This is a genomic window from uncultured Boseongicola sp. (assembly GCF_937988555.1).
Taxonomy (GTDB): Bacteria; Pseudomonadota; Alphaproteobacteria; order Rhodobacterales; family Rhodobacteraceae; genus Boseongicola.
Map to the genome: position 1 here is coordinate 1 of NZ_CALJXO010000216.1, position 15,970 is coordinate 15,970.

The 15,970-nt window shown below is 58.7% G+C and carries 18 protein-coding genes, 1 tRNA gene and 2 pseudogenes; 8 read left to right on the forward strand and 13 right to left on the reverse strand.

Going from position 1 to position 15,970, the window contains the following annotated elements; all coding sequences use genetic code 11:
* Together Q1B15_RS12840 and Q1B15_RS12845 are read left to right on the forward strand one after the other, a co-directional pair.
* Positions 1 to 128: pseudogene (locus Q1B15_RS12840) on the forward strand (IS630 family transposase); the annotation flags it as partial.
* A gap of 103 nt (positions 129 to 231) precedes the next feature.
* Positions 232 to 1,161, forward strand: a complete 930-nt coding sequence (locus tag Q1B15_RS12845) for an aminotransferase class IV (RefSeq protein ID WP_299754153.1) — start codon at positions 232 to 234, stop codon at positions 1,159 to 1,161.
* On the opposite strand, the gene Q1B15_RS12850 is transcribed toward Q1B15_RS12845, so the two are convergent.
* From Q1B15_RS12850 to Q1B15_RS12890, 9 genes are all read right to left on the reverse strand, one after another.
* On the reverse strand, positions 1,151 to 2,839 hold the full coding sequence (locus Q1B15_RS12850) for an aconitase family protein (protein ID WP_299754155.1): 1,689 nt from the start codon (positions 2,837 to 2,839) through the stop codon (positions 1,151 to 1,153). The two genes, Q1B15_RS12845 and Q1B15_RS12850, sit on opposite strands and share 11 nt — an antisense overlap.
* A 5-nt stretch (positions 2,840 to 2,844) precedes the next feature.
* On the reverse strand, positions 2,845 to 3,420 hold the full coding sequence (locus tag Q1B15_RS12855) for an ABC-type transport auxiliary lipoprotein family protein (RefSeq protein ID WP_299754157.1): 576 nt from the start codon (positions 3,418 to 3,420) through the stop codon (positions 2,845 to 2,847).
* Position 3,421: 1 nt separating this feature from the next.
* Complete coding sequence (locus tag Q1B15_RS12860) at positions 3,422 to 5,524, reverse strand: MlaD family protein (RefSeq protein ID WP_299754159.1); 2,103 nt, start codon at positions 5,522 to 5,524, stop codon at positions 3,422 to 3,424.
* A complete protein-coding gene (locus tag Q1B15_RS12865; RefSeq protein ID WP_299754161.1) occupies positions 5,521 to 6,165 on the reverse strand; it encodes a paraquat-inducible protein A in 645 nt (214 codons plus the stop codon). Before Q1B15_RS12865 ends, Q1B15_RS12860 begins: the two co-directional genes overlap by 4 nt.
* On the reverse strand, positions 6,132 to 6,761 hold the full coding sequence (locus Q1B15_RS12870) for a paraquat-inducible protein A (RefSeq protein WP_299754163.1): 630 nt from the start codon (positions 6,759 to 6,761) through the stop codon (positions 6,132 to 6,134). Before Q1B15_RS12870 ends, Q1B15_RS12865 begins: the two co-directional genes overlap by 34 nt.
* Before the next feature lie 46 nt (positions 6,762 to 6,807).
* On the reverse strand, positions 6,808 to 7,239 hold the full coding sequence (locus Q1B15_RS12875; RefSeq protein WP_299754165.1) for an RbsD/FucU domain-containing protein: 432 nt from the start codon (positions 7,237 to 7,239) through the stop codon (positions 6,808 to 6,810).
* Positions 7,240 to 7,263: 24 nt separating this feature from the next.
* Complete coding sequence (locus Q1B15_RS12880) at positions 7,264 to 8,223, reverse strand: HAMP domain-containing sensor histidine kinase (RefSeq protein ID WP_299754167.1); 960 nt, start codon at positions 8,221 to 8,223, stop codon at positions 7,264 to 7,266.
* Positions 8,208 to 8,900 (reverse strand): response regulator transcription factor, encoded by a 693-nt coding sequence (locus tag Q1B15_RS12885; RefSeq protein ID WP_299754169.1) that lies wholly within the window; start codon positions 8,898 to 8,900, stop codon positions 8,208 to 8,210. Before Q1B15_RS12885 ends, Q1B15_RS12880 begins: the two co-directional genes overlap by 16 nt.
* A gap of 160 nt (positions 8,901 to 9,060) precedes the next feature.
* The gene (locus tag Q1B15_RS12890) at positions 9,061 to 9,546 is read right to left on the reverse strand and encodes a hypothetical protein (protein WP_299754171.1); all 486 of its coding nucleotides are present in this window, start codon (positions 9,544 to 9,546) and stop codon (positions 9,061 to 9,063) included.
* A gap of 142 nt (positions 9,547 to 9,688) precedes the next feature.
* On the opposite strand from Q1B15_RS12890, the gene hisB reads away from it, so the two are divergent.
* The gene (gene hisB, locus Q1B15_RS12895) at positions 9,689 to 10,276 is read left to right on the forward strand and encodes an imidazoleglycerol-phosphate dehydratase HisB (protein ID WP_299754173.1); all 588 of its coding nucleotides are present in this window, start codon (positions 9,689 to 9,691) and stop codon (positions 10,274 to 10,276) included.
* Positions 10,277 to 10,351: 75 nt separating this feature from the next.
* On the forward strand, positions 10,352 to 10,990 hold the full coding sequence (gene hisH, locus Q1B15_RS12900) for an imidazole glycerol phosphate synthase subunit HisH (protein WP_299754175.1): 639 nt from the start codon (positions 10,352 to 10,354) through the stop codon (positions 10,988 to 10,990).
* Between the two features lie 181 nt (positions 10,991 to 11,171).
* On the opposite strand, the gene Q1B15_RS12905 is transcribed toward hisH, so the two are convergent.
* On the reverse strand, positions 11,172 to 11,513 hold the full coding sequence (locus tag Q1B15_RS12905; protein WP_299754177.1) for a DUF2147 domain-containing protein: 342 nt from the start codon (positions 11,511 to 11,513) through the stop codon (positions 11,172 to 11,174).
* 139 nt (positions 11,514 to 11,652) lie between these two features.
* On the opposite strand from Q1B15_RS12905, the gene hisA reads away from it, so the two are divergent.
* From hisA to Q1B15_RS12920, 3 genes are read left to right on the forward strand one after another with little or no spacing between them, the layout of a single operon-like run.
* Entirely contained in the window at positions 11,653 to 12,387 is a 735-nt protein-coding gene (gene hisA, locus Q1B15_RS12910; RefSeq protein WP_299754179.1) for a 1-(5-phosphoribosyl)-5-[(5-phosphoribosylamino)methylideneamino]imidazole-4-carboxamide isomerase, read from the forward strand.
* A 9-nt stretch (positions 12,388 to 12,396) separates the two neighbouring features.
* A complete protein-coding gene (gene hisF, locus Q1B15_RS12915; RefSeq protein ID WP_299754181.1) occupies positions 12,397 to 13,158 on the forward strand; it encodes an imidazole glycerol phosphate synthase subunit HisF in 762 nt (253 codons plus the stop codon).
* Positions 13,155 to 13,466, forward strand: a complete 312-nt coding sequence (locus tag Q1B15_RS12920; protein WP_299754183.1) for a phosphoribosyl-ATP diphosphatase — start codon at positions 13,155 to 13,157, stop codon at positions 13,464 to 13,466. The genes hisF and Q1B15_RS12920 overlap by 4 nt, the downstream gene beginning before the upstream one ends.
* Positions 13,467 to 13,468: 2 nt before the next feature.
* On the opposite strand, the gene Q1B15_RS12925 is transcribed toward Q1B15_RS12920, so the two are convergent.
* The 3 genes and pseudogenes from Q1B15_RS12925 to rlmB all read right to left on the reverse strand — a co-directional run bounded on the left by Q1B15_RS12925 (position 13,469) and on the right by rlmB (position 15,656).
* Positions 13,469 to 13,903 (reverse strand): CoA-binding protein, encoded by a 435-nt coding sequence (locus Q1B15_RS12925; RefSeq protein WP_299754185.1) that lies wholly within the window; start codon positions 13,901 to 13,903, stop codon positions 13,469 to 13,471.
* 184 nt (positions 13,904 to 14,087) lie between these two features.
* Positions 14,088 to 14,348: pseudogene (locus Q1B15_RS12930) on the reverse strand (YHS domain-containing (seleno)protein); the annotation flags it as partial.
* A 531-nt stretch (positions 14,349 to 14,879) separates the two neighbouring features.
* Positions 14,880 to 15,656, reverse strand: a complete 777-nt coding sequence (gene rlmB / locus Q1B15_RS12935; RefSeq protein ID WP_299754187.1) for a 23S rRNA (guanosine(2251)-2'-O)-methyltransferase RlmB — start codon at positions 15,654 to 15,656, stop codon at positions 14,880 to 14,882.
* Between the two features lie 144 nt (positions 15,657 to 15,800).
* Here rlmB and Q1B15_RS12940 point away from each other — a divergent pair.
* Positions 15,801 to 15,884 (forward strand) — tRNA-Tyr (locus Q1B15_RS12940).
* The last annotated feature ends 86 nt before the right edge of the window (positions 15,885 to 15,970 follow it).

The following is a 15,970-nucleotide window of genomic DNA, read 5'->3' on the forward strand; positions in this document are numbered from 1 at the left end:
CATCGTTGGAAACCGAAGTCACTGCCTGGTTCCAAAACCGAAACAACGCACAGACAAAAACCAAATGGCACTTCACTACTGAGGATGCCAGAACAAAGCTCCTGCACCTATACCCGCAAATTGACTGAATCACGGGACTAGGGCGCAAATCGCGCGCTCAACCACAGACCCACTATCCAAGCGGTTTCGACCCCGGTATCCTAAACCATCACTTGTTGAAAGTTGCTCCATATGCCCCACCAAACGTCCCGCAAAACGACCCACGACGCCGAAGAAGATGTTCGCAATCAGGACATCCAGATTTACGTAAACGGCACCCTGAAACACCGCTCGGAAGCGATGGTGTCCGTCTACGACAGCGGCTTCATGCTAGGGGATGGAATGTGGGAAGGCCTGCGGCTTTACAACGGCACATGGGCTTTTTTCGACGAGCACATGGATCGCCTTTTTGACTCTTGCAAAGCCGTCTCTCTCGACATCGGAATGACGCGCGCAGACATCCACGACGCGCTTCAGATGACGGCGAAAGCCAACATCATGACCTCGAACGCGCATTGCCGCCTGATGGTCACACGCGGTGTCAAGGTGAAGCCCTTCCAACACCCGTCGCTGAGCCGCACAGGCCCGACCGTCGTCATCATCATCGAACACTCCAAACCGGCGGAAACGGTACAAGCCAAAGGCATCCGCCTTGCGACAGTCCCGCAGGTGCGCGGACTGCCGATGAGTCAGGATGCCAAATACAACAGCCATTCGAAACTGAATTGCGTCATCGCCTGCCTTCAGGCCGAACAAGCGGGCGCCGACGAAGGCCTCATGCTTGACCCGCATGGCTTTGTGAACACCACCAACGCCTGCAACTTTTTCATCGTCCGCAAAGGGGCTGTTTGGACTTCGACCGGGGACTACTGCATGAACGGAGTGACGCGTCAAAAGGTCATCGACCTGTGTTACATCAATGATATTCCTGTTTTTGAACGGAACTTCTCGCTTGTGGATGCCTACGGCGCGGACGAGGCCTTCCTTACAGGCACCTTCGGCGCACAAACCCCGGTTGCGGAAATTGACGGAAAACCCATCGGCGAAAACGGAGGCCGTGGCCCCGTCCTTGACCGCATCCGCGCGCTTTACAAAGAGATGATCGCGAAGGCTACGACGTAATCCAGCCCGGCAATTTGGCCGAAACCCGCCCTGTCACAGCTGCCTCAGCGCATGCCTGAAGGCCTCCAAACCGCACTTTGCGGCCCGAAAGACCGAAGGCGTAATGCGCATATTTGCCAGAATTCGTCATCAGGACTTTCGTGTTCGCCGGAAACAGCGGCTCAGTGATCGAGCACCAGCAAATGTCAGGCAAAAACTGCACGCCTTGATTTTCCAGACCGTCGACGATACCCGCATCGCGGGCCGCCGCAAGAACCTCTCGTCCGATGGTTACGATAGCATCAACACCCTCCAAAATCGCGCGACCCTTAAGCAGATCGGCCAACGCGCGTACCTCGGAAAGGGACGCGTGCGGAGACCCGATTGCCACTAACTCCACCGCCTCTTCGCCCGCGTTCAATTCCCGCCAAGCATTCCCGAAATCTACCGCGCCCAGCCTCACTACGTCTGCATCTGGCGCGGGCGAAATTGCCCCCTCCGGTGTAACGCCCCGAATATGCAACATCGGCGCGCCCGCGGTCGTGCCAAAAGCCGCACAAAGCGCCTTCAAGTCGTCCTCGCTGGGCCGGGTGTCTTCCAAACCAACCAAAAGCGGCACCCGGCCCGCAGACGCTTTCCCCGTCAACCACCCAAGCAAAGGCCAGAACGCATCATCCACATCGTCTGGCACCGAAACTTCAACAATACGCCGCGGCATCCTCCCCGAATTCGTGTAGACGCCCGAAACCGCTGCCCGCCCGGTCAACGCGATACATAAATCAAGGTAGTCTGGATGCTTGGGCGTGCGCGCACCCAGCACCGAATTTGCATAGATCACCGCATTGGATTCAGACCAACCCACGCACTCGCCGCGCCGGGGGCGATCCTCAAGCAGATAAGGCGCGCACGTAAACGTCGGACGCGCCCCCATCTGCACATAGGCATCTGCCAACCGACTGGCACGATTTCCAAAATCCTCTGCCACGCCTTGTGAAATCCAGTTCTCGCGATCCACCGAGATCGCATTGATCGTTGTCGGGATCGCCACTTTCGCGCCCATCTGTGCCATCTTCTCGGCGAAGATCAGGTTGGCCGAATGCGCCAGAATACAGCCATCAATATGCCCGCGCGTGACGTCCATCAAAGCCGAAGCCCCTTGTGCGACGCCCATGAGACAGACAATCTCCATCGCCGTCTTTGCCGCCGCCCCCGACACCCCGTCCAGTACAGCGCGATCCGCGCCCGTAAGCGCCAGCCGCTCGACGTCGGCCCGTTCAAGTGCCAAGTGCAATCCATCCCCGTTCAACCGCCCGGCGACAAGTCCAGCCCGCCGGCTGCGCGCAAGCGCCGCGTAGGCATCAGATTGAAGCCGCAAAACTGTTATGGGCCGCGCGAATATTCGCTCTGACACCAATGCCCCAAGCGTCAGCACTTCCTCATCATCCGAGAAAACCAAAGCCGCCGGGGCAAGACCGTTCAACGCTAACTCAAGCAAAACTCCGCTGCCACTGCACGACCCGCGCGAGGTCGGCATCATCAGAACATTGCCGGTCACACAGGCCCCATGCTGCGGATGATGCGCGTCAATGATGATACCTGTTTCGGGATCAACGCCGCCCCAAAAGCTCAAACCCTCGGTGCAAACCAGAACCGCGCCTTCCGCGTCCCCGCCAGCCAAAAGAATCGCCGCTTCAGCCACGGAAATTAGCGCAATCCATAACGCGCAACGTGCTCGGCCAACGCCGTCACCGCCCGCGATTGCGCACCGGCAATCGCGCGGTATCCGCCAGCCACCAGATAGGGCACAGAGATTGAAAACCCCAGTGCGCGCTCAGGCTGTTCTTCATCTTCGGGCGCAACAAAATATTGCCCCGTCGCGATAAACGTCCCATTGGCCCGCGCCACAAAGATATTGACCCGGATATCCACCGTCGCTTCCGGAGCGCTTCTGAACGGCCAGGGATCCGGCGCTACACGCGCCTGCGTTATCGTCCTTAATGCCTGTGAAAGCCCAAGCGTCACGGCCCGCACCTGATCATCAGCCCAAAGCGTGTCGGGGCTTTCCACAAGCCTTCCATCCTCCGTTTCCGTCACTAAAAACTCGGCCGCAGCATAGCTCGGCAAAGAAACCTCGCGTACCGATACGGACGTGTACCGAATACCGATCCGTTCCGCAGGGACCGCCGCCTGCCCCAAAAAGCGTGTGGCTTCTCCACCTGAACTACAGGCTGCAAGTGCCAACGAAAAAGCGATAATAAAAGGCAAACGTCCGAGGTTCATGTCAACGTCCTATAATAACTGAGTTCGGGCGGCGCTCCAGCGCACGGCTCAGGCTTTCAAAGGCCTTCGCCGCATTTCTGATGTCGCGCAAAGAGGCACGCGCCTCGCGGCTCAACTCGGAATTCTGATCCACACCCGACAGCGTGTTTTCAGCCCGCTCCACCAAAGTCTCGATGCGCACGGCAAGGGACGGCAATCCCGCAACGGCCGTCTCTATTGCCGCCGCCGCCGTTTCCGCCGACGCCAATGTCTGATTCAGATTGCGAACCGCACCGCCTTCACGCAACTCCAAAATCGCTGCCTCGACCTCGGCCAACGCCGTGGCTAACGCCCCTGGCAAAGCCTGTGTGTCTTTTGACGCAAACAGCATTTCCGCCGAGGCCAGCGTCTCGTTAACCTGTGCAATCATTGTCTCAACCGGCAATGACGCCACACGATCTGACAGCGCGGTCAGGGATGTCAGCAACTCCGGCACGCCCGCCACGCTTATCTCAATCCCTGTCGCAGCCGCCGTCGCCGAATCGACCGCGCCCTGCAATCGCGCCACCAAATCGGCTTCGCTCAAACTTGCCGTAACGATCCGCATGTCGGCGGCTGCCAACTGCAATTCTCCGACCAGCGCCGACACCTCTGCCGGCAAAGTCTGCAATTCCTGCGAGCCCACCAAGCCGCGCACATCGCCGATCAACCCACGCACATCGCCCGGCACCTGTCGCACATCTTCTCCGCCCACAAGCGTCTCGGCCGCATCCAGAAACCCGATAGCGCTCACTAGCAATTCCTCGATGGGCAGCGCGTTTATCCGCTGAAACACGCCTTCAGCGGTCGCCGTCATATCCGATATCTCGCTCTGTGCGCTGGGCAAAATCGGATAGGGTTCCGCCGATAGGTCCATCAGCTCAATCGGCGCATCCGGCACCTCAATCATTTCAACCTTCAGCCCGCCGGTCAAAATTGTGGCCGTCACAAGCCGCGCACGCAGCCCCGCATCCACGCGCTGTTCAAAGTAGTCCAAAGGGTCATCAAACTCCGCGACATCCAGCGACAACCGCGAGGGAAGAAGCGCCAAAGTTGCCAGCAATCGAACCGCGTCGTCGCCAAAACGATCCTCGTCCACGATCCCGCGGATGCTGGACACTTCGCCGATCCGAACGCCCTCCAACTCGACCGGAGCCCCGACTGCCAAACCGCTAAAGTTTTCGCGAAAGACGACCGTCAGATTTAATTTTGTGCCCTCGCTTGTATCGAAAAGGCTCGCCCGTGCGCGCCCCTCATCGGCAAATAGTCCAAATGCCGCACCGTCCAGGGCAGGTCGTCCACCCGAGACAATTGTCTCAAACGCCACGCCGCCGCCGATCAGGGACGCAAGGGATGTGAAGTCCAACTCCGCCCCGCCCGTACCAATGGAAAAGGTAAACCCCGACGTGTCCCAAAACCGTGTCGCTGTCGTGATGATCTTACCGTAGGGCTCGAAAACAATGGCGTTGGCTTGTGCGTTCACGCCGTCGTCAGACAGCCCCGGCTTGCCAATGCGACCAACTTCTATGCCCTTGTAAAGGATTGGCGCGCCCTCGCTTAGTGCCGCACCCGGACTGGCATTGAGCATAATCCTCAAGCCTGCCTGACCGCCCGCCGCCAAGGGGGGGTCGCCCAGCGCCTCATGGCGCACCACAAGGCCATCCGGCTCGCCGTCCCAAGCTCCTTCGATGTAGACGCCGCTTAAAACCGTATCGAGCCCCGTCACACCACGCGCCGTCACTTCAGGCCGGATGATCCAGAATTGCGCATCCGCATCGACAAAAGACGCGATGTCTTTGTCCAGCCGCACTGTCGCCAGCACGCGATCCAGATTGTCCGAAAACGCCACATCTTCGACAAGGCCAACGTCGACGTCACGATATCGCAAAACCGTCTCTCCGGGTGACATACCGGCCGCGCTTTGGAACGAAATTTCGATCACCGGTCCGCGATCCGAATAAGACTGCCATGCCACGCCCAGCGCCACCAAAAGCGCGGCCATCGGCACCAGCCACACCACGGACGCGCGCTCAAACAAAGACTGGCGCACCGACTGCACAGGGATCTCTGGAGGTTGGTCCGTCACTCGCGTCCCGCCTTATCAATTTCAATACCGTCCCAGATCATCCGCGGATCAAACGCCTGTGCCGACAACATGGTGAAGATCACCGACAGAGCAAACGCAAGACTGGCAGGCCCGGGCTGAATGGCCGCTACCGCGTTTAGCTGCACCAGTGAGGACAAAATAGCCACCACGAAGACGTCGATCATCGACCAGCGGCCAATGTATTCGACAATCTCGTAGGTGCCATGGCGCGCTTGCGGTGACGCGCGCGAAATGCGCCTTACACTCAAAGCAAGAAAAGCGATGCTAACAAATTTTCCGACCGGGATCACAACGCTCGCCACTAGGATAATCAAAGCAATCCCGTATGAGCCATGCGCCGCTAATTCCACGGCCCCGCCCACAATCGTCGAGCTTTCGGTATGCACCAAGGTGCGCGTTTCCAGCATTGGATAGATGTTGGCAGGCACATAGCAAATCAGACCGGCCAACCACCACGCCCAGACCCGTTGCAGGCTGCGGCGCGACCGCGAAACGACACGAGACCCACAGTTCGGACAGACATCCGTGCCCATTGGCCAAGCCCGCGCACAGGTACGGCAGCCAACCAAGCCCGCATCGCGGGCGGTCAGGACGGGGTCTGTGATGCCAACGCGTTCCATACTGACCAACTACACATGAACTTCTGCTGGATCACAATGAGCACCGTCAGAACGGCAAACATCCAAAACGCCGGCCCAAAGGTGACTTGTGCCAGCCCCGCAACCTTCACCAGCGATACCGCACAGCCAATGGCAAAGACTTCCGCCATCGCCCAGGGACGCATTTTCTGTGCCACCCGAAACGCCGCGCGCGCGCCCGGCAAGGCGGGTCGATCCAGCATGATCGGCGCCAATACATAAATTATGAGCCCCACTCGCAGCGCCGGGATCGCAAGGATCATGGCAATTGTCGCGACCACCAGAACCGTGAGGATACCGTTGGAAAAAGCATAGGCGATGTCCAAAACAGACGCCGCATTCGCCACTCCCCCCGCCTCGATCCGCAAAAACGGAAATACCGCCGCGCCGATGATCAAAATCATGGTCGCTATAGCCAGTGCGACGATCTGCAACGCCGCCTTCGCCCGTGGAGCCGCCAAAACCGTGTGACACCGCGCGCAAACTGCGACTTGCCCCCGCTCCGGCTGACGCACCTTATACAGAGCATCACACTCGGTGCAGACGATCAGTTCGCCCAGTTTTGAGGTGTCTATCATGTCGCTTTATACCGCAGCACCGACCGGTTCGCCAACGAGCGTGAGATCACGGCGCGATCACGCCTTTCTTCAGGATGATATTGCCGTAAAGGCGCGACTCGCCGGTCTGCACAGCGGCAAACGCCTTGCGCGCCAAATCGTAAAACGCAAACCTCTCCACCTTGGTAATCGGCGCGGGATGATCGGCAACACTGTCGATGATTCGCTGAAATTCGCCCACAACGGGTGGCAAGCCGTACGTGTCCTCGACCATCTGCATCACCAGCGCCGGGTCTGGAACGAAGGCATCCAGCGGCATCAACGTCAGCACAGCCTCAAGCGCGTCCGTCGCCGATATTCCATCCATCCAGTAGCATTGCAGCCCCATCGACTGGACCGGAAATTTGCGTCCCCCGGAACAATCCGTGTCACCATGCCCCATCGCCTGAAGCGTCCAAAGCAGATCGGGTGAAAGGATATTTGGTATATTGCGTAACATGCCGTTACTTTTGGGTTAATACTGTCAAAACACAATCTGAAACCGCGCCCCGGCGTCGCTTGGCTCAAGCGTAATCTCACCGCCATGCGCCAACAACAGCGACTGCACAATCGCCAGCCCCATGCCCGTGCCGCCTGCATCACGGCGGGTGGTAAAAAACGGCTCAAGGCACTTGTCGCGGTTGCCCGTCGAAATCCCCGGCCCATTATCCGAAACCGTCAGCGCAGCCCCCTCCGAAAACGCCCGTCCCTCAATCCAGACGCGGCCCGCACCGGACGCCACCGCGTTGTTCACAAGATGCGTCAGCACGATGCCAAGACCGGTCCTCGACAAAGGAAACGCCACATCGCCGCCCGTGACATCCACGATGATCTCAGCTTCGGGCAAAGGCACTGCCCGCAGTAGTGTCTCGCCATGATGCATCGGCGTGCGCGCCGCCGCGATCTCGCGCGCGGCCGCCAAAAGACGCTCAAGGCGAGCTTCGGCTTGGGAAATCGTAGACACCAGCCCGCGCGCCTCAGCCGACATATTTTCTTCCGACGCCAGCAACTCGGCCGCGCCCCGAATGGCGGTCAAAGGTGTTTTCAACTCATGCGTCACGTGGTCCGCATAAGATCGCACTGCCAACTCGCGCGCTTGCAAAACCTCGGCCATATCAAGCACCGCTTGCCCCAGATCGCCAATTTCAGGTGTTCCGTAGTGCTCCATCGGTTCGGCCACGCCGCCACCCCGGATCACTTCAGCGCGCTGCGCCAAGCCTTGCACTGGGCGTAAGATCAAACGCCACAACAGCCAGCCTAGCACCAAAGTCGCTCCGAACGCCCCGACCGCAACGGTCAAAAGCGCGCTCCCTGCACTTAATCCCGGAGCCAGAACGTCTACGACTACCAAGCCAAACACCGGCAACACCAGCACGGCCAACAACGATCCGCCTAGGACCAGCATCAAAGGCGGCCGCCACTTTACTCTCAGTTTGCGCCGCACGGGCCCATCCTCAATCCAACGCCATGCAGCGTATCAATCGCATCGTCCAACCCCGCATCGCCCAACTTCGTGCGCAAATTCCGCAAATGGCTATCAAGCGTGCGATCCGACACCATCATGCCGGGTCCCCAGATTGCATCTACTAACTTCGGTCGCGAAAACACCTGAGCGGGCCGCGCCATCAGCCGCGAAAGGATCGCTATTTCCGTCGCCGTCAATTGAACCGACACCCCGTCTACACGACAAACATGTGCCTCAGCCGACAGCGAAAGACGTCCACGTACCAAAGCCCGCGCCTTTGGCACAACAGCCTTCGTGCGCTTCAAAATAGCACGGACACGGGCCACAAGCTCTCGCGGAGAAAACGGCTTCGTCACATAGTCATCGCCGCCCATTTCAAGCCCGAGAATACGGTCAACCTCGTCATCGCGTGCCGTCAGAAACAGGATCGGAACCTCGGATTCCCGCCGGATTGCACGGCACAATTCAAGCCCGTCCATCTCCGGCATTCCAATATCCAGAATGGCAAGATCAGGCTCGCCCACCTGGGTCTCACGCAGGCCTTCAATGCCATCACGCGCCAAATTCACACGAAAACTCGCGCGCTCTAATGCAACCTTTAAAACATCCCGGATCTGAGGGTCATCATCGACCACCAAAATCGTTGCGTCATTCATTCAACACTTCTCCTCGCGCGGGCAGCTTATCTGCGGATGTGCCGAGGCGCGAGGGGATGTGTCACCCCGGCCACCCGCCTTACTCTTCACCAGACCTACCATCAGACTGGTGCAAGTGGTCGCGACGAAATGTGCAGAACTCGTGCAACGCATCCGGCGCTTAAGGCGCCACCAAAGCAAATCGCAAATCCAACGTCCGGCCCGCAGCCCCGCGTAAATAGCAGGCCGCACGTATCGCGCGCTGCATAAGACGCTCATTCTCAGCGGCCGCTTCGGCGTCGCACTGCGTGACAATCTCTGCTCTAAGCCGAAGATGCGCCGCATCAATCCAGTCCGGACCGCCCAACGCACGTCGCAACTCCAGATAGATGTCAAAGCCAAGCTGCTCCCAAGCAGCGGCCTCTTGATAGCTGCATGCCTCAAGCATAACTTGACACACCCTAAGCGTCGTTCCGATACATCCAAGTGGCTCTCGTGTGGTTTGAAGACATGCGACTATTCGGGCGCGCTTTGACGCGGCCTTCTCAGCAGTCACCTCAGAATGAACGCTTCCGAATTCTTCCAACGTCAGCGGCTCGGCCGTCGCGCCTGATGACAGGAAACAGGCCACGGCGGGAACAGCTAAGAATAAGGCGATTTTGCGCATGTTCAGACCTCCTGAGATCCGCTTAACATGCGCGCGCCCGCGCATCAAAAACAACAGCCCATGAGCGAGAACCTCGCGCCCCCTTTCCGACACCGCACGACCATCCTATAAGCCCCGCAAACCAAAACCCCAGAGGCCAGACATGCGCAGCGCCACCATCACGCGAAAAACCGCAGAAACCGATATCACCGTCGAGATTAACCTCGATGGCACCGGCTCTTACGACAACCAGACCGGCGTAGGCTTTTTCGACCACATGCTTGACCAACTTGCTCGCCACGCGGTGATTGACATGAAAATCCGCGCAAGCGGTGATCTGCACATCGACGACCACCACACAGTTGAAGATACCGGCATCGCGCTGGGTCAGGCTCTTGCGCAAGCAATGGACGACAAGCGCGGCATCCGTCGCTACGGAAGCTGCCTTTTGCCAATGGACGACGCTCTTGTGCGCGCAGCCCTTGATCTGTCGGCCCGACCCCACCTTGTGTGGAACGTCGCCCTTCCGACCGCGAAAATCGGCAGCTTTGACACTGAACTGGTGCGCGAGTTTTTTCAGGCGTTCGCGACCCATGGTGGCATCACGCTGCATGTGGACGCTCTGCACGGGTTGAACAGTCACCACATTGCTGAAGCCGCCTTCAAAGCGGTCGCGCGGTCGTTGCGCGATGCGCTCGAAGTTGATCCGCGCAAGGCGGACGATGTGCCTTCGACCAAAGGTGTGCTCTGAATTCGACGATGTCGCGAGGGGGCAACCCCTCGCGCTCACCGGAGTATTTTAACAAAGAAGAAAGACAAACAGGACATGCTGACCGTCCTTATCGACTATGCTGCCGGCAATCTTCATTCGGCCGAAAAAGCCTTTCAGCGCATGGCGCGCGAGGTTGATGCGGGCGATGTGCTTGTGTCGGATCGCGCCGAAGACATTGCGCGCGCAGATCGCATCGTCCTGCCTGGCGACGGCGCGTTCCCTGCTTGTATGTCCGAACTTAAAGGACAGACCGGGCTTTATGACGCATTGATTGAAGCTGTCGAGGTGCGGGCGCGGCCCTTTTTGGGGGTTTGCGTCGGCATGCAGTTGATGGCTAAGGCAGGCCATGAATACGAGGAGACAACCGGTCTTGGCTGGATCGACGGTGAAGTCGGTCGTATCGCGCCGTCTGATCCGACCCTAAAAGTGCCACACATGGGATGGAACGATCTGGTGATCGACACGCCCCATCCGGTGCTGGCTGGAATTGCCACAGGCGACCACGCCTATTTCGTTCATTCCTATCAGATGCAGGTGGCTGACCCAGACCAGCTTTTGGCCCATTGCGAATACGGTGGCGCAATCACCGCAATTGTCGGCACAGGCACCATGGTCGGCACGCAATTTCACCCCGAGAAAAGCCAGTCCGCAGGTCTGCGGCTGATTGCTAACTGGCTGACATGGGCCCCTTAGGTGCTGCGTTAACCATTTGCGCCTGCGAACGCATGCACCGACGTTACACCGACTTAGCACCGACATAGCGTTACCGCTTGTTTTCATCCACTTAGGGCTGAAACCTAAACAAGCGCTACTTGCGCGCTAACTAGTTCACGCGGGTCCAGGTCTGTCCACGGCAGATGCCAAATACACAGCCCTAAACTTCAAGGATCGGTCCTGAAAGCTCCATTTTCGAGCTGTAAACCTTGTCGCGATGCGGAGCCCAGATCTTGCCGCCGCTATAGGCGCCGCCTCCGTCCGCTTCCATATCCCAGATCATCTGCTTGCCGATATTGGCGCTTTCAATCTCGGCCCCTGATCCATCAAACGCCTTGCGGATAACCGCGCAAACATTTGTTTCACAGGCGCAAATCTCAACATGTCCAAAGTTCCCCTCATCGCCCGGTTGGATTTTGTGGGTGCCAAGAACGGCATCCTGAGCAAATGCCGGAACCGCGATTAAAATGGCGATCACAACCAAAGTGGCGCGAAGTCTCATGTGATGTCCTCCCTTGACTGCGGGGAGCCTGCCAAGGTGGCGAGGCGTCAGGCAGGTGTGACGTTCGGTCCCTTGCCTCTTGCCCCTTGCGTCAAGCCGGGGCATGACAGCGCCACCCTCAAAACGGAGCGCATGTCCGATGATCCTCTACCCCGCCATAGACCTCAAAGACGGCCAATGCGTCCGGCTTTTAAAAGGTGAAATGGACGCCGCAACGGTTTTTAGCGACAACCCCGCAGCGCAAGCCCGCGCCTTTCAGGACGCCGGAGCGCAGTGGGTGCACCTTGTTGATTTGAATGGCGCATTTGCCGGAGAACCCGTGAACGGGAACGCTGTCGAGGCGATCTTATCAGCGCTTGATGTTCCGGCGCAGCTTGGCGGCGGTATCCGCGATATGGCCACGATTGAAGCCTGGCTGGCCAAAGGGCTAGCACGCGTGATCCTTGGCACGGTCGCTGTCGAAGACCCCGACCTTGTACGGGATGCTGCAAAGGCCTTTCCGGGGCAGATTGCGGTTGGACTTGATGCACGCGAGGGGCGCGTTGCAACTCGGGGGTGGGCGGAAGAAACCGACATTCAAGTGACTGATCTCGCGCGTAAATTCGAAGACGCCGGAATCGCCGCGATCATCTACACCGACATAAACCGCGACGGCGCTATGGCTGGCCCCAACCTACCTGCGACCGAAGCCCTCGCCCGCGCCGTTGATGTTCCCATTATCGCCTCTGGTGGTGTCTCCTCGATGGCAGACTTGCGCGCATTGAAGGCTACTGGCGTGATCTCAGGCGCCATTTCGGGCCGTGCATTATACGATGGCGCAATTGATCTGGCGGAGGCTCTGACGATGCTGGATAACAAGTCTCCTCTGCGCTAAGACAGCCCCATGTTGAAAACACGGATCATCCCCTGCCTCGACGTGGCCGACGGCCGCGTTGTGAAAGGTGTGAACTTCGTTGACCTCATCGACGCGGGCGATCCGGTTGAAGCCGCAATCGCATACAATGAGGCCGGAGCGGACGAGCTTTGCTTTCTGGATATTCACGCAACTCACGAAAATCGTGGGACAATGTATGATCTTGCCACGCGCACGGCCGAAAAGTGCTTTATGCCACTGACCATCGGTGGCGGAGTGCGCACGGTGGACGATGTGCGCAACCTTCTGCTCGCCGGAGCCGACAAGGTCAGCTTCAACTCGGCGGCAGTTGCCGACCCAGGCGTCGTCTCACGCGCCGCTAATCGCTTTGGCAGCCAATGCATTGTGGTCGCCATCGATGCGAAAACCGTCGCGCCGGGACGTTGGGAAATCTTCACGCACGGAGGTCGCCGCGCCACTGGAATAGATGCTGTGGATTTTGCGCGAACCGTGGTCGCCAAGGGCGCAGGCGAAATTCTGTTAACGTCGATGGACCGCGACGGCACCCGCGCGGGCTTTAACCTACCGCTTACCCGTGCGATCTCGGACGCGGTGCCGGTGCCGGTCATTGCTTCGGGCGGTGTGGGCACTTTGGACCATCTTGTCGAAGGCGTCACCGAAGGCCGCGCCAGCGCTGTCCTTGCCGCCTCGATCTTTCACTTTGGCGACTACACCATTGGCGAGGCCAAAGCCCACATGGCCGCCGCCGGCATCCCCGTGAGGCTGACATGAGCGCAATCGAGAGACTGGCCGCAACCATCGAGACCCGCAAAGGTGCGGACCCTGCCTCTTCGTGGACCGCAAAACTCTTGTCGCAAGGCCCTGACAAAGCGGCAGAAAAGTTTGGGGAAGAAGCCGTCGAAGCCGTTATCGAAGCGGTCCGCGGTGACCGCGAACGTCTGACGGCCGAAGCCGCTGACGTACTGTATCACCTGCTTGTCATGCTGGCGGCACGCGATGTGTCACTGGCTGATGTTTTGGCCGAGCTTGAGCGCCGTGAAGGCACCTCCGGCATCGAGGAAAAAGCGTCTCGCCGCTGATCTCAGGCGCTGTTGGGATTGACCAAAAGGCGGCGGTGCTCGATCGCCGTGCAGCGATCTTCAATCACGGTCACACCCTGGCGTTCAGCCAACTCCCGTGCCTCGGTATTGCGGAGATCAAGTTGCATCCAGATGATTCGCAGGCCCTTCAGGGTCGCAACAGCCTCGGTCACCACCGGTAAAATAGCTGCGGAATTTCGAAATATATCAACGAGATGCACGTCCTCTTTGATGTCTGCCAAACGCCCTACCACGGTCTGACCAAACAGCATCTCGCCAACATACCAGGGATTCACCGGGATCACTCGATAGCCAACCGAAGCCAAATAATTGCCAACACTATGACTGGCGCGCGCGGGCTTCATCGACGCCCCGACAAGGGCGATGGTCCGCGTTTCCAGCAATGCGCGTGCGACGCGTTCGTCCGAAGGGATCATTATCTAAAACCATTGGCCAACTGAAAAAGACGCCCGGTGCCAAGGCACCGGGCGCCAGTCACGGAACGAGGGACAGTTAGTGAGCGCAGGTGTTCCGGACCCACGCCGCGTAATTCACATGGGGTCATGCGGCCCGGAAGGAAGTCGGCTTCCCGAAGTTGTGATCACCTTCCGCTGAGGCGTTTTAGCCTTCCAGCACGCGCGGCCAGTTCGCATCTGCCGACACAATATGGTCGTCACGTTTCAAGTTCCAAAGTGCCCACACCGACCGCGAGTAATCAAAATAGAGACGGACCTCATAGATCGTCCATACCGCCGGATCAGTCGACGCCGTATAGCTTTTCGACACCGCATAAGCGCAGTAGCCGGCGTATTTTGGCGCAAACGCTTCAGGATCCGCATCAAACATCTCCGTGTGGGCCGCACTTGCGAAATGGACCATCGCGCCGTCCCATTGCTAGGATAACCTGGGAACACCCCTAGCTGGCTTGCCTTCAGTGAAATAGGCCACGAGATCATAGCCGTTGATCGCGATATCACCTGTTGCGTTGACCAGTGGCTCAGCAGCGACCGCAGATTGCGACAGAAGGGCGGTCGCCGGCACTGCAGTTGCGGCGGCGATCAGAAGAAGCGGGTCTATTTAGCATTGCTAAGGTCCTTTACGGCGTTCTGTTTAAGCAAAGATGGAAAGTCGGTCGAACCGCCGAAAGTCATGTCGCGCCCATGTGACCGCGCCGCTCCAAATGCATGAGATTTATTACAAAATCCCAGTCGAAAATGTCAAAAACCTCTTCAAAAACATCCTCGGCGATCTCCCCGCGCATCTGTCCTGAGCATCTTCAACTCATGAAGCGGCGCACAGCAGTTCGAGCAGGCAAGCTCGTGGCGGTCTTCTCCTCCAAGAAAAAGTGCCGCACGCGAACCGCAATAACAGCAGGTGGCGATCTTCTGCGAATGCGGCACGGGTTCGGTCTCCTTAGCGACGTCCTGCAACATATAGGGCAATCGCCGCAGCATTTGAGACGTTAAGCGAGCCAAAATCGCGAGCAAATGGGATATGAGCCACCACATCGCAGATCTCGCGCGTTTTTTCGCGAAGTCCCGGCCCCTCAGCCCCAAGGACCAGTGCGACGGGCCGATCTGAAGCCACTGCCAAAGCCGTTTCCAATGGGGTCTCCACCGCGCCGTCAAGCCCGATCAACAAATATCCCATCTCCCGTAGCTCCTCCATCGCGGCCGCCAGATTGGCCACACGCAGATAAGGTTGCCGCTCAAGGGAGCCCGAGGCCGTCTTGGCTAAAGCGCCGGTTTCAGGCGCAGCATGGCGCGCGGTCGCGATCACCGCCGAGGCCCCAAAAACTTCTGCCGACCGCAATATTGCCCCAACGTTGTGCGGGTCAGTTACGCGATCTAGACACAGCGCAATGCCGCGCGGCCCGGCATCCGACAGTCGCTCCTGCACGCCCCCCCAGTTCAGCGGCCGCACTTCCAAAGCCGCTCCCTGATGAACCGAACTAGGGTCAATCGGAGCCGGAAACTTGCGCGGATCAGCGATTTCCGGCGTCAGTCCCGACGCAGGGATCGCCTCGCCCAACCGGTCAGCTGCGTTTTTTGTCACGATCAAGCGCAGCTTTTCACGGCTTGAGTTTTCCAGGGCATCGCGCACGGCGTGTATTCCAAAGAGCCAAAGCGTCTCCGAAGCCGCCTGACGGCGCGCCTTTTCCTTTTCGACGACCCACATTGGCTTCTTCATAACAGTACGCTCCTTCTTGCAGGTTTGGTTGTGCGGTGCAGGCCCCGAGATGACAAGTGTCATCTGAAGGCAGTGATTTTGGTGTTGACCCATCGCTGCCACGGCGATATCTGACCGCGCAGGCCAAAGCTATGGTCCGCGTGTGGGCGACAGGCCGCAAGGTGTGGCAGGGGACTGTAACTCCCTCGCGGAGACGCACGCCTGGTTCGATTCCAGGGTCGCCCACCACTCAGTCTTCCTAAAACCTCCGACGACATGCCGCTGCGGAAGAGTGTTTATATTTCCGTGCGTTGTGGGGAAGAAAGGCTCCAGAG